General features: G+C 54.2%; 20 protein-coding genes and 1 pseudogene. 10 read left to right on the top strand and 11 right to left on the bottom strand.

What is annotated here, in order from left to right:
- Both MVK60_RS04795 and MVK60_RS04790 read right to left on the bottom strand, forming a co-directional pair.
- A pseudogene (locus MVK60_RS04795) lies at positions 1–531 on the bottom strand (DUF3226 domain-containing protein); the annotation flags it as partial.
- The gene (locus MVK60_RS04790) at positions 532–1,059 is read right to left on the bottom strand and encodes a DUF2391 family protein (protein ID WP_367270843.1); all 528 of its coding nucleotides are present in this window, start codon (positions 1,057–1,059) and stop codon (positions 532–534) included.
- A 67-nt stretch (positions 1,060–1,126) separates the two neighbouring features.
- Between MVK60_RS04790 and MVK60_RS04785 the strand changes: the two genes are divergently transcribed.
- The 5 genes from MVK60_RS04785 (at position 1,127) to MVK60_RS04765 (ending at position 5,896) form a co-directional block, all read left to right on the top strand.
- Positions 1,127–2,590 (top strand): S-layer protein, encoded by a 1,464-nt coding sequence (locus tag MVK60_RS04785; protein ID WP_297436997.1) that lies wholly within the window; start codon positions 1,127–1,129, stop codon positions 2,588–2,590.
- Between the two features lie 240 nt (positions 2,591–2,830).
- A complete protein-coding gene (locus MVK60_RS04780) occupies positions 2,831–5,062 on the top strand; it encodes a DHH family phosphoesterase (RefSeq protein WP_297436994.1) in 2,232 nt (743 codons plus the stop codon).
- A 66-nt stretch (positions 5,063–5,128) separates the two neighbouring features.
- On the top strand, positions 5,129–5,383 hold the full coding sequence (locus MVK60_RS04775) for a hypothetical protein (protein WP_297436993.1): 255 nt from the start codon (positions 5,129–5,131) through the stop codon (positions 5,381–5,383).
- A gap of 39 nt (positions 5,384–5,422) precedes the next feature.
- The gene (locus tag MVK60_RS04770) at positions 5,423–5,638 is read left to right on the top strand and encodes a hypothetical protein (protein ID WP_297437011.1); all 216 of its coding nucleotides are present in this window, start codon (positions 5,423–5,425) and stop codon (positions 5,636–5,638) included.
- Positions 5,639–5,653: 15 nt separating this feature from the next.
- Positions 5,654–5,896, top strand: a complete 243-nt coding sequence (locus MVK60_RS04765) for a hypothetical protein (protein WP_297436991.1) — start codon at positions 5,654–5,656, stop codon at positions 5,894–5,896.
- Here MVK60_RS04765 and MVK60_RS04760 read toward each other — a convergent pair.
- From MVK60_RS04760 to MVK60_RS04740, 5 genes are all read right to left on the bottom strand, one after another.
- The gene (locus tag MVK60_RS04760; protein WP_297436989.1) at positions 5,837–6,886 is read right to left on the bottom strand and encodes an asparaginase; all 1,050 of its coding nucleotides are present in this window, start codon (positions 6,884–6,886) and stop codon (positions 5,837–5,839) included. The genes MVK60_RS04765 and MVK60_RS04760 overlap by 60 nt on opposite strands.
- 90 nt (positions 6,887–6,976) lie before the next feature.
- Entirely contained in the window at positions 6,977–8,173 is a 1,197-nt protein-coding gene (locus tag MVK60_RS04755; protein ID WP_297436987.1) for an MFS transporter, read from the bottom strand.
- On the bottom strand, positions 8,170–8,460 hold the full coding sequence (locus tag MVK60_RS04750) for a PadR family transcriptional regulator (RefSeq protein WP_297437009.1): 291 nt from the start codon (positions 8,458–8,460) through the stop codon (positions 8,170–8,172). Before MVK60_RS04750 ends, MVK60_RS04755 begins: the two co-directional genes overlap by 4 nt.
- Before the next feature lie 49 nt (positions 8,461–8,509).
- On the bottom strand, positions 8,510–9,571 hold the full coding sequence (locus MVK60_RS04745; RefSeq protein WP_297436985.1) for an ABC transporter permease: 1,062 nt from the start codon (positions 9,569–9,571) through the stop codon (positions 8,510–8,512).
- Complete coding sequence (locus tag MVK60_RS04740) at positions 9,568–10,293, bottom strand: ABC transporter ATP-binding protein (RefSeq protein ID WP_297437007.1); 726 nt, start codon at positions 10,291–10,293, stop codon at positions 9,568–9,570. Before MVK60_RS04740 ends, MVK60_RS04745 begins: the two co-directional genes overlap by 4 nt.
- Before the next feature lie 77 nt (positions 10,294–10,370).
- Here MVK60_RS04740 and MVK60_RS04735 point away from each other — a divergent pair, with 77 nt between their 5' ends.
- Positions 10,371–11,186: a TrmB family transcriptional regulator gene (locus MVK60_RS04735; protein ID WP_297436983.1), complete on the top strand. Its 816-nt coding sequence runs from the start codon at positions 10,371–10,373 to the stop codon at positions 11,184–11,186.
- Here the strand turns inward: MVK60_RS04735 and MVK60_RS04730 are convergent.
- Positions 11,135–11,542 (bottom strand): PaaI family thioesterase, encoded by a 408-nt coding sequence (locus MVK60_RS04730; protein WP_297437005.1) that lies wholly within the window; start codon positions 11,540–11,542, stop codon positions 11,135–11,137. The two genes, MVK60_RS04735 and MVK60_RS04730, sit on opposite strands and share 52 nt — an antisense overlap.
- Positions 11,543–11,635: 93 nt before the next feature.
- On the opposite strand from MVK60_RS04730, the gene MVK60_RS04725 reads away from it, so the two are divergent.
- Positions 11,636–12,034 (top strand): DUF2240 family protein, encoded by a 399-nt coding sequence (locus tag MVK60_RS04725; RefSeq protein ID WP_297436981.1) that lies wholly within the window; start codon positions 11,636–11,638, stop codon positions 12,032–12,034.
- A gap of 17 nt (positions 12,035–12,051) precedes the next feature.
- Entirely contained in the window at positions 12,052–12,597 is a 546-nt protein-coding gene (locus tag MVK60_RS04720) for a nicotinamidase (protein ID WP_297436978.1), read from the top strand.
- Here MVK60_RS04720 and MVK60_RS04715 read toward each other — a convergent pair.
- On the bottom strand, positions 12,524–13,570 hold the full coding sequence (locus MVK60_RS04715) for an AI-2E family transporter (protein ID WP_297436976.1): 1,047 nt from the start codon (positions 13,568–13,570) through the stop codon (positions 12,524–12,526). The two genes, MVK60_RS04720 and MVK60_RS04715, sit on opposite strands and share 74 nt — an antisense overlap.
- Positions 13,571–13,719: 149 nt before the next feature.
- Between MVK60_RS04715 and MVK60_RS04710 the strand changes: the two genes are divergently transcribed.
- Positions 13,720–13,950: a hypothetical protein gene (locus tag MVK60_RS04710; protein WP_297436975.1), complete on the top strand. Its 231-nt coding sequence runs from the start codon at positions 13,720–13,722 to the stop codon at positions 13,948–13,950.
- Between the two features lie 5 nt (positions 13,951–13,955).
- Here the strand turns inward: MVK60_RS04710 and MVK60_RS04705 are convergent, their stop codons facing one another.
- Positions 13,956–14,429 carry a hypothetical protein gene (locus MVK60_RS04705; RefSeq protein WP_297436972.1) on the bottom strand — a complete coding sequence of 158 codons (474 nt, stop codon included), beginning with the start codon at positions 14,427–14,429 and terminating at the stop codon, positions 13,956–13,958.
- Between the two features lie 57 nt (positions 14,430–14,486).
- On the opposite strand from MVK60_RS04705, the gene MVK60_RS04700 reads away from it, so the two are divergent.
- Positions 14,487–15,170, top strand: a complete 684-nt coding sequence (locus tag MVK60_RS04700) for a DUF4152 family protein (RefSeq protein WP_297436970.1) — start codon at positions 14,487–14,489, stop codon at positions 15,168–15,170.
- Between the two features lie 4 nt (positions 15,171–15,174).
- Here MVK60_RS04700 and iorA read toward each other — a convergent pair whose 3' ends face one another.
- Positions 15,175–17,082: an indolepyruvate ferredoxin oxidoreductase subunit alpha gene (iorA, locus tag MVK60_RS04695; RefSeq protein WP_297437003.1), complete on the bottom strand. Its 1,908-nt coding sequence runs from the start codon at positions 17,080–17,082 to the stop codon at positions 15,175–15,177.
- Positions 17,083–17,333 lie beyond the last annotated feature (251 nt).

Raw genomic sequence — 17,333 nt, 5'->3', positions numbered from 1 at the left:
GAGGAAGTTTCCTAGGTTCCGTATAACCCCGGAGTTGCCTTCACTGGGTATTATTGCCAGGTAAACGTCTCCCCTCCTCATGAGGTCGAAGTTATCCCTCTCAAAGACGCGTTCGATGAACTTCAGATTCCTGGGGGCGTTCCGGCTCTCCTTGAACTCGAAGAGCTTTTTAAACACGCCCTTGAAGAACTTCGCATCGGTCTTGCCCTCCACAAAAAGAACCGACACTGGCGCATCTCCTCCACTGAAACCGCCCCTGACGTCGAAATCCAGGTACTTCCTCAGTTCATAGATTTCTTTCAGGGTGAGTGTCCTCCCCGTGTCAGAGTATCTGAGGACGTTCTCAGGGTCTCTCCTGAACCGTCCCGTTATCAGGTCTATCAGCTCCAGGCTGGAGGTGACTATCCTCTCGTCCCCTCTGAGTCTGTTGATAAACTCTAGGAGCTCCTCACGGCTTTTTCTGTACTCGGGGAAGAGAATCGTCAGCTCGTCAGCAAAGGCTTCGAACTCCTCTCCTGTAATGATCTCCATTCACTTCACCATGTCAACAGCTGTCGCACCGATGACGGCGAAGGTGCTTATAAGGATAGTTGCGTTGAGGTAGCCCGAAAGGTCGAACCCGGCCACACGGTTTATATCGTAGAGGTAGATGAGAACCGCTGAAATGACGTACGAGATGGTCGTAATCGTGAGAAGCCTTTTGGGGATGTGAAGCACCTCTTCTTTCTTGAGATTTCCGATGTGGCTCTTCGCTATCAGGAGGTAGGCGAGGACGAACGTCATGGCGAGTATCGTCAGTGAGCGCTCTATGGAAACCTTCTTCGCGACCTCCCAGAGCTCTCCGGCGAAGATGAAGGGGAGGGCAAAGGTGACCGCTCCCACTATCTCCTGGGCTATATCATCCCAACCGAGTTTATCGGGAGCCCGCTCCTCTTCAACCTCTTCTTTTAGCTCTTTCAGCCCGCGGTATATCTCGGCGAGCCTTTCTTCGACCGGTTCTTCCTCCCAGTTCTGCTCAGGTTCGGGGTTCATCATCCCGTCAGTATTGGATTCACTCATCATTGCGGGTTATACTAGCCGGGAAAAGTTATAAACCTTGAGACCCACTTTAATCCGGTGAAGAAAGATGAAAAAAGCTCTGGCCTGGATAGCGTCCTTCTTGATTGTGGCTTCTTTCTTAGTGCCCGTTGAGGCCTCCCTCTCAGTAAATTCTGCCAATACTGTGATAGTCCTGCCCACCACGAAGATAGTTAACGGGGTGCCACTCCACATAGGCGAAGACGCCATCAGCGGCTCCCGTTTAGGGGCTTTTCTCGTTCTCAAGGGCATAACCGAAGGCACGTACACGACCACGGTAACCATCCCCGTGGAGTACCACAGCGTCCTGATACCCGACAACAACCAGACCTATTACCTCAACCCCCGGGACATGCCGGACCTGGATCTCAACGTGAGCGATCAGCCCGTTGGTCATGCCGTGGTAGTTGCACTCAACCTTTCCCGTGTTTACTTCAACGAGACAAACGCCATGGCGACTTTTTTAGACAGAAGCGTTGAGATAGTGTTCAACGAGAACACCACCCCTCTGAAGGTCGGGGGCAACTACAAGATCGTCACGACCAAGGTTAATGGAAGGGACGTCATGTACTTCTACTCCACGAGCAACGAGAGCAACTCAACACCCGTTGGGAGCTCCCTCTCGGTTGGCAACTGGACGCTCCGCTTTGATGATGTCAACCAGGATGCCAATGAGATGCTCATCTACCTAACCTACCCCAGCGGAACATCAAAGCACAAGACTATGACGAAGGGTTATTACTACGTAATGTACGTTGATTCTACAGGGAACCAGGACTTTGAGGAGTACTCTGCCTACCCCAGTGGAAGGATCGACGAGCTTCTGCGCTCGGGGGCCAGGGAGGTCTTCCTGTTCCATCCGACGGACTTCTTCGTTGGCATAGGGGGCAACCTGGTCATACTCTACGATTACGACTATTACGCCAAGGCCAGGACCTACGCGGATGGTGACGTGTACCACGGTCAGTGGGTGTGGGATATAGACCCCGCGGACAAGCTCTTCACACTGTACCTTCATGTTAACTCAAGCGATCCCAAGTTCCCGCCGGTGCTTGTTTCCGCTGGAGAGAGCCTCAGCATCCCCACCGACTGGAACCTTGAGGTGCAGCCAGTCTTTAAGAGGGATTCAAATGGTGCAATCATAGGCGTTGAGGGTTACCGCTTCGTTCAGGTGCATCCTGTAACAAAGACGGTGTCGATAACCGCGCCCAGGGTGGTCGCCACGGACAACGTTTACGACCTTATAATCAACGATACCCAGCTCACGGATCTGCCCTCCAATAAAAACGTCATCATAGTTGGTGGGTGGGTCAGCAACAAGGCGTGGAACGTTCTCGAAGCGATCTACGGTAAGAGCAGAATAGATGCCATAAAGTCCAGGATAGAGACCAACGGCTACGTGGTCGAGGTTCTCAATAACCCCAAGAACCCTGAATACAAGGTCATCATCCTGGCCGGAAAGACCCACGTAGAAACCAGAAAAGCCGTCGATAAGTTCATGAGCGAGATTTAATTCAGCTTTAATTTTACCCCCTGATTTTACTGATAGACTCAGCCACCTTCTGATTTGAGCATTCTCTGGAGCTTATACCGCCCCAGAATACCGAGTACGGGTTGATTTAAGATGGTAGTAATGCCCGATTTTTATTAATAATTTTTTGGTTCATTTCTCTATAGGTTTCACGGCTCTGTTAATGCTAAGGGTTATAAGCCGGCTGGGACTTATTGGGGTAGCGAGGGAGAGGTGTTAAAGATGGTCGTGAAAGATTGTCCCGAGTGCGGTGGCACCGGTAAGGTCAAGGTTGGCGAGAAAGAGTGTCCCGTCTGCAACGGATGGGGTTACGTTCCTGTGGATTTTAAACTGGACAAACAGCTTAAGGGTTACAGGAATCTTGATTACCTTGGGGTAGATGAAGAGGTTGATGAGATACCCTGTCCGGAGTGCCACGGGAAGGGGACGGTCCCGGTTTACGATACGTGCCCCACCTGTGGGGGGACGGGCAGGGTCCTTGCCTGCGACATCTGTGGTAAGGTAAAGGCCCCTTGGGAACCGGGTATGGAAACAACCTGGGTCTGCCTGGACTGTATGAGGAGGTATAAGGTTGTTTACATCCTGGATAAAACCTGTGATTACGAGGACGTTGATGTTGGGAACGTTTACAGGGGCACGATCGATCGCGTTGAACGGTTTGGAGTCATCGTCAGGCTTAACCCCCATGTCACAGGTCTTATAAAACGAAAAGACCTTTTGGGAGGGCGGGATTACAAGGTCGGCGGTTCCATACTTGTTCAGGTTCTGGACGTGAGACCTGACAAGCGTGAGGTGGACCTAATAGAGTCCGCCCTCAAGAACTACCGGGAGGTAACAGTCAGAAAGGAACTGCCCGTTACTCCCCTCGGAGAACTCAGCAGGGATATGGCGGGCAAAACCGTGAGGCTCAGGGGGGAGGTGACGCAGATACAGGTCACCGGCGGGCCAACGGTCTTCACGTTGACCGACGGGACGGGGATAACGTGGGCGGCCGCCTTTGAGACCCCCGGCGTGCGTTCTTATCCGAGCATCAACGTCGGGGATGTTGTAGAGGTCGTTGGAAAGGTCTCCTTCCACGCGGGTGAGATACAGATAGAGGTCAGCGATATGGCCCGTCTCTGGGGTCCGGAGGCCGCGGAGGTAAAGAAGAGGATAGAATCGGAGCTGGATAAGAAGGCGCAGCCTCAGGACGTCGGCTTCCTGGTGGAGAGTGAGGTTCTTGAGGCCCTCAAGCCGAAAATAATGAAGGCGGCCTTCGTTATAAGGCGTGCCATCTACGAGGGTAGACCCATCCTCCTGAGGCATCACTCGGATGCAGACGGCTACACCTCCGGCTTGGCCCTTGAGTATGCTATAGTGCCCCTAATTGAGCAGATATCACCTGATTCAAGTGCCAGGTGGAAGCTCTTCAAGCGCAGACCTAGCAGAGCTCCTTTCTACGAACTGGAAGATGTCCTCAAGGACATAATCTTCATGGTCGAGGACCACGAGAAGTTCGGCGATCCGCTTCCGCTTTTGGTTATCGTTGACAACGGTGGGACGAGCGAGGACATTCCAGCCTACAAGCGCATAAGGGCCTACGGTGTTCCGATAGTTGTGATAGACCACCATGACCCGCGTGAATGGGTGAGCGAGGACAGGGCAAAGGTGGACGACTATGTTGACGTCCACGTCAATCCCCATCACATAAAGCGCGGCTACTACGAGCTCACCGCCGGGATGCTGGCAACGGAGGTGGCGCGCTTCATCAATCCCGATGTTGAGGACAGGATAAAGCACCTCCCTGCGATAGCTGGAACCGGCGACAGGAGCAAGGCCCCGGAGTTCTACGGGTACCTTGAGATAGCGAAGAAGGCCAAGGGCCTCGACGAGGAGGACCTCAGGAAGATAGCCGAGGTGATAGACCACGAGGCCTACTTCTGGAAGTTCATGGACGGTCACGGCGTAATAGACGAGATTCTCCTCCTCACGGGCAACCTCCAGAGACACAGGGAGCTGATAAACGCGATCTATCCTGAAGTAAAGGAGAAGCAGGAGAAGGCTTTGAAAGCTTCCCTGCCCCACGTCAAGAGCGTCGTCCTGCCGAACGGGATAAGGTTCAACACGATAGACATCGAGCTCTTCGCCCCGAAGTTCTCCTATCCGAGCCCCGGCAAGCTCTCCGGCCTGATACACGACCACTTCAAGGAGAAGTACGGCGAGGACGCGCCGATACTGACCTTAGCTTACGGCCCGGACTTCGCGGTTGTGAGAGCCGCCGACGGGATGGCGGCTTACAATTTCGACCTGAACGAGATAATCCCAAAGCTTCAGGAGGCCCTGCCGAGCGCGGGCATAGAGGGCGGCGGCCACAGCTACGCGGGCTCGATAAAGTTCTTCGAGGGCATGAGGAAGGAGGTTCTTGAGGAGTTCGCGAAGCAGGTCGTTAAACTGAGGGGTGCCCGAGGGACTTGAACCCTTCCCAACCTTTTTAAACGTCCGGGAGAATATTAACCAACAGCGATTTTGGAGGAAATGGTCATGAAGATCAGACTTGTGGTTGTTTTTAGGATGGGTGGCGTTTCTTACAGGGGATACCACTGGGAGGACGGTGCTGTCGTCTTTGAGTTTGAGAGGCTTGGAAACGCCTTCATCCAGGTGATGAGCGAGCGGGTAGTTGAGGAAGAGATCACTCACGAGCCCAGTGCAGTGTTCGTTGAGCTCCGCACAAAGGAAGGTGGGAAGGTTTTTGAGGCCGTTAAAGAGGGGGATGCCTACCTCGCTGAGGAGAGATGAGTTTTTATACTTTCCCCCAAATTATCTTCGGTGATGCCCGTGTACATGGCTGAGTTCCAGCTTCGTTACAGTGATATGAAATGGTACGTGAGGCGTGTTGTGGAGGCTTCCAGCGTTAAGGAAGCCAGGGAAGTTGCCATACGGTTCGCCAGAGCCATGAATCGTGGTGAAGTTCGGTGGGAGCTGAGCTACGTTATTGAGGCCGACAGACCCCTCATGCTTGGGGCCGAGGAGCTGAAGAAACTTGGAGCCTGAACCGGTGATGCTGTGATGCCCTTTTATTCTATTCTATCCTTCACGGCCCTGTTTCTGGTGCTGATCGGGGCGGCGGCTGCCTTCCGGGGATACTTGGCCAGAAGAGACTCGATTATCACGAGGGGGATTCTGGGTGCACTGGTCGGGGCCTTCCTACTGGAGATGTCCGTGATACTCCGAGCGGGCCTGTCCCTGTTCTCAGCCCTGATCCTGATCCTCTTGGCGATTGCGTTCATCGCGCTCCTGAAGATGTCCTGAGGCGGGACTTATTTCCTCGACGTAGTTCCTCAGCATGACGTTCCTGACTTCATCCACATCCTCGGTGTGTCCGAGTGCCCACATGAGCTTGACCAGGGCGGCTTCCTTCGTCATGTCTCCGGCGGGGATAACACCTGCATTGAGGGCCTTCCTTCCTACCTCGTAGCGGGTGAGGTCAACTCCTCCATAAAGGGCTTGGGTGGTCATTACAATTGGTTTCTCCCTGGCTATCCTAACAACGGCTTTCAGCGGGTTCCGTCCGCGGTATGGGATCCCTCCCACCCCGTATCCTTCTATGATTATGCCGTGAGCTCTTTCTGAGATTGCCAGCAGGACCTCAGGGTCAAGACCGGGGGTCAGCCTTACGTGCACCACATCCGGGTCTATGGCGGTATCCATCAGAGGCTCCGAGGGGGCCCTCGTCGGTGGGCGGTGCCGGTATATAACTTCATTACCCTTCACATACGCAATATCGGGGTAGTTGATGCTTTGGAATGCATTCAGCCCAAAGGAATGGACCTTCGACGCCCTGACGCCCAGCATGATCTTGTCCATGAAGGCTATGTAAACTCCAGGTGCATCCTCAACGGCAAAGCGTATCGCTGTCCTAATGTTCCGGGGGGCATCGCTTCCGGGTTCGGTTATGGGGAGCATTGAGCCAGTAAGAATAACGGGTTTGTTCACGTTTCTAACCATGAAACTCAGGGCTGAGGCCGTGTACGCAAGTGTGTCTGTCCCATGTGTTATCACGATTCCATCGTAGTCGGAAAGGGCGTTATAGACCTCTTTTGCAATAACGGTCCAGTCCTCGGGCTGGATGAGGGTGCTGTCTAGATTCAGGATGTCTCTTGCATCAACCCTGAATCCGTCCTGTCTCTCCACTCCCGCCATTTTCAGTACCTTTTCTACCCTTAGGGTGGCCTTGTAACCCGCCTCAGTTTTTGCACTCGCTATCGTGCCCCCCGTTCCCAGTACCAGAATTCGTTTCATATTATCCCCGGAGGGGATGTACCCCTCGGTTTTTAGTCTTTTCGACAAATAATATGGACATGTAGGAAAATTATTTGACATTTTGACAAATCATTCCCTGATTGTTGCCATCAGGGCCAGGGCGATCAGGTTCATTGCCGCCGAGAACAAGAACGCGTGAGTGAGTGAATAACTCTGCCACAGCCAGCCCGCTATCACTGATGCGGGGAAGACGAAGACCCCGAATATCGTGTGGTATGCCCCGATTATAGTTCCCTTCTCGTATTCCCTCGCCAGGTCCGCCATGTAGGCTCTGGGAACCGTGTCCTCAATAGCCACATAAAGGCCGTAGAGAACGAAAGCGGCCAGAAGGGCGGGCAAACTGTGGGCGTAGGCGAAGGATAGGGCGGCGAGTGCCGCTACTCCAAAGCCGAGGGTTATCATTCTCTTCTTTCCAAAGCCGTCGGAGCATGCCCCGATTGGGTAGGCCGAGAACGCGTATATAAGGTTAAACAGGGCGTAGAACGCGGTGCTTTGGATTACAGTGTATCCTAGTGCCTCAGCCTTCCAGAGGGTGAATGCGTAGCTGTATCTTCCCAGGGCCCCTATGGCAACGATCGTCAGGAAGAGCTGCAGGTTCCTGTCTCTTAGGGTGGAGATTCCTTTGATCCTCTTTTTGACCTCTCTACCCCGGTCTTTAATGAACAGGAGAACCACCACAAGTGCCAAAAGACCCGGAATAGCCGAAAGAGCGAAGATGTAGCGGTACGCCTTTCCCGGGGGCAGGTTCCTCAACAGCTCTAGGAGACCAATGGTAACCAGTGGGCCTGCCACCGCACCGAGCGTGTCCATCATTCTGTGGAATCCAAATGACTTGCCGCTCTTCCCCTTCTCGCTTGACTCCGCTATCAGGGCGTCCCCCGGAGCGGTTCTTATGCCCTTCCCGACCCGGTCTAGAACCCGCAGGCCGAGAAAGTCCCACCAGTAGCGGGTGAAAGCTAAGGCCCCTTTGGCGAGGGTTGAGAGGGCGTAACCGGCGAAGACAAAGGCCTTCCGCTTCCGGAACTTATCGCTCACGTAGCCAAAGGCCACCTTAAAGAGGGAACTCACGCTCTCTATCGCACCCATCACCGAGCCACTGATCATCTGGCCCTCCCTGAGAACACTGATCAGATAGCTCGGCACTATTGGGTTTATCATCTCGCTACTCATGTCGTTGAGGAAGCTGATGATACCCAGCAGAAAGACGTTCCAGCTGATCCCGAAGACCGTTCTTCCGGCTTCACTTTTTCCTTTAGTTTCCATCATTTATCCCCCAGCACTTCAAGGCAGAGTTCTTTCAGTCTCTCTTTACCCTCTTCCAGCCGGTTTGAGCCTCGTTTAGTTATCTCATAAACCCTCATCCGCCGTCCGTTCCTTACCTCCCAGTGGCTCTTTAGGAGGTTTTCCCTTTCAAGGGCGTGGAGGAGGGGGTAGATGGTTCCAGGGCTGATGCTGTAACCGTGTCTCTCAAGTTCTTTCATCAGGAACGAGCCTGTGACACCATCTTTCGCGTGGTGGAGTATGTGCAGGGTGAGAAAATCCCCGTATCTCATATCGGACATCGATATCGAACTGCGATATTAAAGCTTAAAAAAATTTGGCTCAGCGGCGGCGCTTCATATTGAGCACCGCCAGGCCGAGGAAGAGTGTCCCAAAGCCGAGCAAGATTGCAACGTCACCCCATATCCTGCCCAGGCCCCAGCCGCGAACCATAACAGACCTGAGGGCATCAACCGCGTACGTCGGGGGGAGGATGTACGAGAAGGGACGAAGGTACTTTGGTATCGCCTCCACCGGCCAGAAGATGCCCGAGAGCAGGAACGTCGGCACGATTACCATTGGGACGAACTGCACCGCCTGAGCCTCGTTCTGGGAGATGTTGGAGAAGAGTATGCCGAGGTTGACGCCGACGATTGCCAGGATTGCCACGATGACAAAGGACAGGAGGAGACTGCCCTCAACGTTCACCCTGAAGCCAAAGACCGCTATGGTGAGCATTATGATCACTTGGAGGGTCCCGATGATGCCAGAGGCCAGGGAGTATCCAATGGCAACTTCGCCCTCACTCATTGGACTTGCGAGGGCCCTGTCGAGCGTTCCGAGGTTCCTCTCGCCTATGAACGAGAGGAGTGAAAGAACCATCGAGATTATGAACACTGCAAGCGACATGACGCCCGGCAGGAACGTGTCCATGAACTTGGCGTTACTTCCGTATACCGCTGTATACTTGACGCGGACGGGCAGTTTGAGGCCGTTCTCCTCAAGGGTTTTCATGAGTGCTTCGTTGATGCCCGAAACAATGGCATTGACTATATAGGTGTTGCTCCTGTCAAGATAAACCTTCACCCCTTCCGAAGGGTCTCTGGGGAAGTAGATTACCGCCCAGCATTTCCCGTCCTTCAATTCATTCAAGGCGTCCTCCAGAGTCCCAGCGTGCGAAACCGAGAACGTGCTCGTGTTGAGATTCTTGACGAACTCGGAGCCGAAGCTCCCGTCACCGTTAACGACCACCACCTTAACGTCCTGAACGTGGCCTCCGAAGGCAAGGCCAAAGAGGACCATGAGGACTATGGGAGTTATCAGGGCGTAGCTCATTAACCTTCTATCGTGTCTCAGCTCCAGCAGGCTTCTCTTCGCCACCGCTATGATTCTACCCATGTTCATCCGACCACCCCCGTGAGCTTGAGAACCGCCTCTTCGAGCGTCGCCGAACCGGTCTCCTCAATGATTTGCTCCGGAGGCGCCGTGATCAGTACCTTTCCGTTCATCATGATTGCCACGCGGTCGCAGTTCACGGCCTCGTCCATGTAGTGCGTCGTTATGAGTATCGAGGCGCCTTCTTTGGTCAGCTCGCGGAAGTAACTCCAAAAACTCGCCCTGAGCTGGGGGTCAACGCCCACCGTCGGCTCGTCGAGGATCAGGAACTCGGGGTCGTGAATAAGCGCGCAGGCGAGCGAGGCCCTCCTCTGCATCCCTCCGCTGAGTTTACCGACGAGCCTGTTCCTGAACTTCTCAAGCCCTACGAACCTCAGTATGCTTTCCTTCCTCTTCTCAAACTCTTCTCTTGAAAGGCCGTACAGTCGGGAGTAAAACCACAGGTTCTCCTCGACGGTCAGGTTCCTGTAGAGGGCAAGCTCCTGCGGCATGTAGCCGACCTTCGCCAGGACTCCTTTGTTCGGCATCTTCCTTCCAAGTAGCTCGATTTCTCCCGAGTCAGGCTTTAGAAGTCCGATTATCGTTTTTATCGTCGTGGTTTTTCCCGCTCCGTTCGGCCCGATGAGGCCGAATATCTCCCCAGGCTCAACCTCAAGGGAGAGCCCCCTGACGGCCTCGAAGTCCCCATAGCTTTTTCTGAGTTCCCTAACCGCGAGGGCAGGCATCTCCATCACCGGTTTGTCCTCGGGGGAAATCCATATAAGAATGTTGTAACTAAAAGAGTTACAAATTTTGAAGGGGTGGTAAAGTGGAGGAGCTCGTTGAGATATTGATGAAGCTCGGCCTAAAGGAGTACGAGGCGAGGGTCTACGCTTCCCTTGTAATCATCGGGCCCGCGAAGGCGAGTGAGATAGCGAGGGAGAGCGGTGTTCCAAGGCCGAGGGTCTATGACGTCTTAAAGAAGCTCCATGAGAGGGGTTTTGTTGACGTCAGCGAGGGTAATCCCACTTACTTCAGGGCCATCGAGCCCGAGAAGGTAATAGCCTCGCTCAGGGACGAATACATCCGCTCTGCTGAGGAGGCAATAATAATGCTCAAAAGCTACGAGCGGGAGAGACGGGAGGACTGGCTTCCGGTGTGGTACCTCCAGGGGGAGTGGAGCGTGGTGAACCGCGCCGAGGAGCTCGCGGAAAAAACCGAGGAGGAGTTCGTGGCGACCTTTATGGAGCCAACGATTGTCCTGAAGTTCAGGAGGGTCTTTGAGAGGGTAAGGGAGAGGGGGATAAACCCCAAAATCCTCATCATCACCAGGAAGGTCTTCCGCGAGAGTCGACTTGAAAATCTGGGGGAAGTCTATTACCTCCCAATTTCGAAGGTCCTCCATGGCGAGCCGGGGGACTTTATGGAAACGGCTGCAAGGGCCATCTTCTCCACCAACGGACGCTACCTCGTAAGGGGGATCCTCATTAGAGATTCCAGGGAATCCCTTCTCGTCTACGAGGAAGGTGGCGTTAAGGGCATCCTCGTAAAGATACCCTTTATTCCCGTAATCGAGAGAGAGGTTGTGGAGTATTACCTCCGTAAACTCGATGACCGTTCGAGCACGTGTCTCTCAAGGACGTAGCAGTGGAAGGTTCCCTCGAAGACCTTCTCGCTCTCTTTATTGAAGACCTCAGCCCTCACAATTTTCTTTTTCCCGCGGTCTTCTACTACTTCCGCCCTTGCCGTCAGCTTTTCACCGACCTTCACGGGTTTGAGAAACTTCACTTCTGCCTTTCCGAGGACGACCGTCGGCTCGTTCACAGCCAGCATCGCCGCGTAGTCGGCTAAGCCGAAGGTGAAGCCCCCGTGAACCAGTCCGTACTCGTCGACTGCCATCTCCACCATTGTCTGCAGTTGGACCTCCGCAAAGCCCTTTCTGACCGTGAGGGGCTCTCCTACGAGTTTTTTTGATACCAGGCTGTGGGTTCTTATCTCCATCTTACTCACCGGGGAAAGTTCTCCAGGGAACTTAAGAGGGTATCGAGGGCAAGGTTTATTTATTCTAGTGCCCTAAAAAGGTTAGGTGATTCCGTGCATCCCCTGGAGAGTGCCATCACTTATAAGGGCTCGAAGGAGTTCACCAAGAGCGAGCTCATAGGTATATTGGCGTTTAAGCTTCGTATTATGGGAGTAAAGGAGGCCAAGGCACTTATAGAGAATGGGCTCCGTAGTGGTCTCCTTGAGGAGCGCGACGGTCTTCTGGTCGTCAACGAGGAGGTTCTGAGGGGTGAGGCTGAAAACGAAGATCTCCTCAACGCGATGATAAGGCACGTCGCCCGCTCCCTGGGGTGGGAGGTTGACGATATCCTCAAAGAGATGAGGTCCATGCGTGAGCGCTACGGGGATCTGGACGAGAAGGTTTTAGTTTACCTGCTCGGTATGGACAAAGGTGTCGATATGTCACCTTTTAAGGATAGGCTGGACGTGTGACCAGCGGGGGTGGTGATGTGCCGGGGGAGGCTCTCATAGTCGTGGATATGCAGAGGGATTTCATGCCAGGAGGGGCGCTCCCTGTTCCGGGGGGAGATAAGATAATCCCAAGGGTCAACCGGTATATTGAGGAGTTCAGGGGAAGGGGTGCGTTAATAGTCGCAACGAGGGACTGGCATCCACCCGATCATATCAGCTTCAAGGAGCGCGGTGGGCCCTGGCCGAGGCACTGCGTTCAGGGGACGGCGGGAGCGGAGTTCGTTGTGAAACTGCCTAAGGACGCCTTGATAATTTCAAAGGCCACGGAACCTGATAAAGAAGCCTATTCTGGCTTTGAGGGAACGAACCTCGCCGAGGTGTTGAGGGAGAAAGGTGTGGAGAGGGTCTACATCTGCGGCGTTGCCACGGAGTACTGCGTTAGAGCAACGGCCCTAGATGCGGTTAAGAACGGCTTCGAGACGTACCTCCTTTGCGACGCCATCAAGGGCATCAACCCTCAGGATGAGGAGAGAGCCCTGAAGGAGCTGCGGTCCGCGGGGGTGAACCTCTTTTCTGCCCTATGATCATCTTCCACTCCTTCAGGAGCGTCAGCATCAGGTTCAGCACTATTGGGCCTATTAGGATACCCTTGACACCCATCGTCCAGGCCCCCCCGATCATCCCAATGAAGACGAGGGTCTCGTCCAGGTTTGTGTCCTTAGCGACCAACACGGGTCTTATGGTATAATCTGGCATCGGTGAGACTAGGAAGGCACCGTAGAGACTTATTCCAACGGCCCGGAGGTACATGCCCTCCTTGGCGAAGTATGCCGCCGCTATCAGCCAGAGCATCCAGCCTTCAAAAAGGGGGACGAAGCTGAATATAAACGTCAGAAATCCCGCAACTACAGCGGTGTAGATGTCTGAGACTCCGAATATCAGGAAGCCCACGGTCATCAGTACGCCCTTTGCTACGTTCAGGAGGAGCCAGACCCTCACCAGTGCTTTCAGGGTCTTGTTGACGTTGGACAGTATCTCCTCTCCAAGCCGCCTGTTCTCTGTGGGGAGGGATCTGGTTATGTACGATTTTATCTCGTCGGCATACACAAGGGCGTAATAAAAAACAAGGAGAAACACGAGCAGCTGGATCAAGTACCTGGGGATGGAGAACGCGTACGACGATGCGTAGTCAGCGAGTTTCGGTATCAGCTGGTTTGAGAAGTTCCCTATAAAGTCCAGGGCGTTTTGGGGCAGCGGCTGTGTGAGAAGCCACCTGAAGAAGTCCTCCACACTGTGATAAAACGAGGCCGCAACCCTTGCGGACATCAGGAGAAGCTCGAAGGTGAGCACTCCCCCAACCAAGAGCATCCCCAGCGTCAGGATTGCTCCGGAAGCTTGGTTCCCAAACCTACGTCGTAGTCGGACATGGAGTGGATAAGCAGCATACGCCAGAACGAGTCCGAAGAATATGGGGCCAACTAATGGCGCAACCACCCTCCACGATAGGTAGATGATCAGGAGTATTACCGCGGCCCAGATTATCGTTGTCCCATTCATCTCTCTCGAAGGGTTTATTAATGCCATCTTTATAAACCATTCCGGTGGACTGGATGGAAGAGGCACTGGTAGAGAAGTTTTTCTTCTACCTCCACAGGTGAGACGATTACCTCGGGGAGGGGCGCTTTGAAGCCGCGTACGGTTCGTATATGGATGGTCTTTACGCCTTCGGGGCTTACTTGGTGTACCGGGACACTGGACTGCTTCTTCCTCTGGGAGAGCTCACGGGGTTTTTAAGGAGCAAGCACCCCGAGGTTTATGAGGTTCTAACCCGCTTTTCGAACATCTCTCACTTCGAAGAATCCTCCGTGGTGGCGTTAAAGGGCGAACTTCGCCGGTTTGCCGATAGGATAACGTCGTCGGTTTCTGATCGACATTGAGGGTCTCACTGATGGAGGAGATGAGGCGCTAGGGAGGACGTCATCTCTCCGTCCCTTTCCCTTTCCGGACTGCATCGCTCTTCTCTGAGTATCCCTTCAAACGTTTCCTCCAGCCCCCTGCCGGCCTGGAACGTTACTATGATTGCACCCCGTATCCCCTCCATTTTCCCATGGGGATACACAACGAGCCTCAGTAGGTTCCCGTCCCTCATGAGCTCGATTTTGGATATTGCCGCCCGGAGGAAGAACGCATGGTTACCCCCCTCGTGCCAGGCGCCTGTGATCTCAAGGGTTCCACTGGAGTAGAACACCTCCAGGAAAGGCAGGGGATCCTTAAGGGTTGTAAGGGGCCACAACATACCGTCGTGATACAGCACGGCGCTTCCTCTCGCCCGCCCCACGTAGATGGAGTTACAGAGGCTGTCGATGTAGCTCCCCAAAACTTCATAAACCGTGCCCCTCGAAGACTCCACGTTCATCACCATGTTAAATACTCATGCAGGTATATTGGTAATTGGAGCTTACTGGTGGTTTCCATGAGGATTGTTTCGGCTGACACGGGAGGGGCTTTACTCACTGAGGACTACGAGCCGGTAGGGCTTATAGCTACAGCAGCTGTGCTCGTGGAAAAGCCGTACAGGACGGCAACTCTGAGCGTCGTTAAGTACGCTGACCCGTTCAACTACGACATGAGCGGAAGGCAGGCCGTTCGGGAGGAGGCTTTTCTGGCGGTTGAGCTCGCGAGAGAGGTAAAGCCTGACGTGATACACCTCGATTCCACCATCGGAGGAATAGAGGTCAGGAAACTGGACGAGCCAACCATTGAAGCTTTAACCATAACCGACCGGGGCAAAGAGGTGTGGAAGGATTTGGCGAAGGATCTTCAGCCGCTGGCTAAAAAGTTCTGGGAGGAGAGGGGGATAGAGATAATCGCCATCGGCAAGTCCAGCGTCCCGGTTAGAATAGCGGAGATCTACTCTGGCCTCTACACTGCCAAGTGGGCGATTGAGTACGCAAGGGAAAACGGGAAGGCCATCGTCGGTCTGCCGAGGTACATGACGGTGGAGATTCGTCCCGGAAAAATCTATGGCGAGAGCCTCGACCCGCGTGAGGGCGGTCTCTTCGGGGAAATCGAGGCAAAAACGGAGAGAATCGGCTGGGAGCTGTATCCGAACCCGTTCGTGAGGCGCTTCATGGTGCTTGAAGTTTGGGAAGAATGAGGGGCTAAGCCCCCTTCCCCAGCTCGCTCGGGAACTTTATGGCATCGAACGGGCACGTCTGGTTGCAGACGCCGCAGCCGGTGCAGAGCAGGGAATCTATGCGCACCTTGTTCGTTTCCGGCTCGTAAACCAAAGCTGGACAGCCGGTTAGTAGTATGCACGCCTTGCAACCGGTGCACTTGTCCTCGATAACCAGGGGTATCTCGCCTATCTCGCCGCGTCTTAGGACTGGTATGACGCACTCCTGCTTGGCTATTATAACAGCGGGCCCCTCAATCTGCATGGCCTCCTTGATGGCTTCCCTCGTTGCTTTGAGGTCATAGGGGTCAACTGTCTTAACGTACTTCACTCCCAGAGCTTTGACGAGGGCTTCAATGTCAATCTCTTTGAACTTCCTGCCGGTTTCACTTCCGCCTGTTCCGGGGTGGGGCTGGTGGCCGGTCATTGCCGTCGTCCTGTTATCAAGTATCATAACGAGAACGTTCAGGTTCTTGTAGACGGCATCGACCAGCGGCTGGATTCCGTTGTGGAAGAACGTCGAATCACCGATGGTGGCTATCACCTTCTTGTTCAGCGCCACACTCTGGCCATTGGCAAGGCTTATGCTCGCTCCCATGACGTATTCCGTCCAGATGGCCTCAAGCGGCGGAAGGAGTGACAGTGCGTAGCAGCCTATGTCGCCGTGTATCGGGACGGAATAGCGGCCGAGCTTGAGGTCCCTTAAAGCATCGAGGGCGGCGCGGTAGCTTCCCCTGTGCGGACAGCCGGGACACATCACCGGCGGCCTCTTCGGGGCGAGGCTCTCGGCGTAAGCGACCTCCTCGAGCTTGGTGTACTCTTCAGCTCCCCTGCCGAGGAGATTCAGAAGGGCGTTCCTCACAAGGCTCGGCGTCAGTTCGCCCTCAAGCGGGAAGTGGCCGGTCCTCTTGCCGTAGATTGGCACACTCAGTCCGGCCTCATAGGCGGCTATCTTGACCTCCTCCTCAAGGAACGGGGCACCGTCCTCTATAACCACAGCGAACTCCACGCTTTTGAGGAACTCGACGACCAACTTTCTCGGGAGCGGGTGTGGCGTTGAGAGCTTGAGGACCTTAAATTCTCTCCCAATCTTCGGGAGAATCTCTCTCACGTAGTTGTAGGGTGCGCCCTCGACGATTATTCCTATCCTTCCCTCTCCTTCAACCCAGTTGAAAGGCATGCCGTTAAACTCCTCCTCTATCCTCGCCACCGTTTCATTGAGCCACTTATGGCGTTTTCTGTTGCCCTCCATGCTCGCCCTGACGTAGCGCTCTATGTCCTTCCTGAAAACCGGCTTCCGGTTTAGCTCGATGAACTCGCCGACTTCTACGTCAGCCGTCGTGTGGTTGACCCTTGTCGTCGTCCTGAATATCACGGGGACTTTATAGCGCTCGCTCATCTCGTAGGCGTAGATGATTAAATCGTGGGCCTCCTGCGGATCGGCAGGCTCAAGAACCGGCAAAAGGGAGAGCTTGCCGTAGTAGCGGTCGTCCTGCTCGGTCTGGCTTGTATGCGGCCCGGGGTCATCGGCGACGAGAATAACCAGTCCTCCCTCAACGCCGGAATAAGCTAAACTCATAAGCGGGTCTGCTGCCACGTTAAGGCCAACGCACTTCATGGTTACGAGCGCTCTAAGGCCGGTGTAGGCAACACCGGCCGCTTCCTCTAAAGCAACTTTCTCGTTGGGGGCCCATTCGGCGAATACTTCAGGCTTCAGATGGGCTATCGTTTCAATAACCTCGGTCGATGGCGTTCCAGGGTAACCAGTGGCGAAGGCGACGCCGCTCTCAAGGGCTCCGTATGCTGTTGCCTCATTGCCCATTAAAAGGAGCTTTTTTCTCCGTTCGGGCTTGCCAGGGGACGTGTTGACGTCTTCATCGTTTATGGCTTCCATGATCTTCACCGCCCTTAGTTGAGCTCTGGGGTTAAAACGCTACCTTCAAAAGAGCTGCCTGAAAACTGAAGATTTTTCGATTAGGACCTACGGTTTCTTGCCGTATTTGGGGTCGTAGAAGTACTTTCCTTGGGCCTTCCCGTAGGCGTCGAGGGTCTTGCGGTTTATCAACATGAAGTAGAGCGTCAGCACGAGAATCCCGGCCCCAAAATATACACCGAACCGTCTGAACGTCAGGATCAGTCCTATAA

Source organism: Thermococcus sp. (assembly GCF_026988555.1).
Taxonomy (GTDB): Archaea; Methanobacteriota_B; Thermococci; order Thermococcales; family Thermococcaceae; genus Thermococcus.
Note: the sequence above shows the minus strand (reverse complement) of the source record. Positions and strands in the feature narration are given on the sequence as shown.

Bases quoted from the DNA above. Each gene is read 5' to 3' on its own strand.
- MVK60_RS04790 (WP_367270843.1), bottom strand. From the start codon at position 1,059: ATGAGTGAATCCAATACTGACGGGATGATGAACCCCGAACCTGAGCAG.
- MVK60_RS04785 (WP_297436997.1), top strand. From the start codon at position 1,127: ATGAAAAAAGCTCTGGCCTGGATAGCGTCCTTCTTGATTGTGGCTTCT.
- MVK60_RS04780 (WP_297436994.1), top strand. From the start codon at position 2,831: ATGGTCGTGAAAGATTGTCCCGAGTGCGGTGGCACCGGTAAGGTCAAG.
- MVK60_RS04775 (WP_297436993.1), top strand. From the start codon at position 5,129: ATGAAGATCAGACTTGTGGTTGTTTTTAGGATGGGTGGCGTTTCTTAC.
- MVK60_RS04765 (WP_297436991.1), top strand. From the start codon at position 5,654: ATGCCCTTTTATTCTATTCTATCCTTCACGGCCCTGTTTCTGGTGCTG.
- MVK60_RS04760 (WP_297436989.1), bottom strand. From the start codon at position 6,886: ATGAAACGAATTCTGGTACTGGGAACGGGGGGCACGATAGCGAGTGCA.
- MVK60_RS04755 (WP_297436987.1), bottom strand. From the start codon at position 8,173: ATGATGGAAACTAAAGGAAAAAGTGAAGCCGGAAGAACGGTCTTCGGG.
- MVK60_RS04750 (WP_297437009.1), bottom strand. From the start codon at position 8,460: ATGAGATACGGGGATTTTCTCACCCTGCACATACTCCACCACGCGAAA.
- MVK60_RS04745 (WP_297436985.1), bottom strand. From the start codon at position 9,571: ATGAACATGGGTAGAATCATAGCGGTGGCGAAGAGAAGCCTGCTGGAG.
- MVK60_RS04740 (WP_297437007.1), bottom strand. From the start codon at position 10,293: ATGGAGATGCCTGCCCTCGCGGTTAGGGAACTCAGAAAAAGCTATGGG.
- MVK60_RS04730 (WP_297437005.1), bottom strand. From the start codon at position 11,542: ATGGAGATAAGAACCCACAGCCTGGTATCAAAAAAACTCGTAGGAGAG.
- MVK60_RS04715 (WP_297436976.1), bottom strand. From the start codon at position 13,570: ATGAATGGGACAACGATAATCTGGGCCGCGGTAATACTCCTGATCATC.
- MVK60_RS04710 (WP_297436975.1), top strand. From the start codon at position 13,720: ATGGATGGTCTTTACGCCTTCGGGGCTTACTTGGTGTACCGGGACACT.
- MVK60_RS04705 (WP_297436972.1), bottom strand. From the start codon at position 14,429: ATGAACGTGGAGTCTTCGAGGGGCACGGTTTATGAAGTTTTGGGGAGC.
- MVK60_RS04700 (WP_297436970.1), top strand. From the start codon at position 14,487: ATGAGGATTGTTTCGGCTGACACGGGAGGGGCTTTACTCACTGAGGAC.
- iorA (WP_297437003.1), bottom strand. From the start codon at position 17,082: ATGGAAGCCATAAACGATGAAGACGTCAACACGTCCCCTGGCAAGCCC.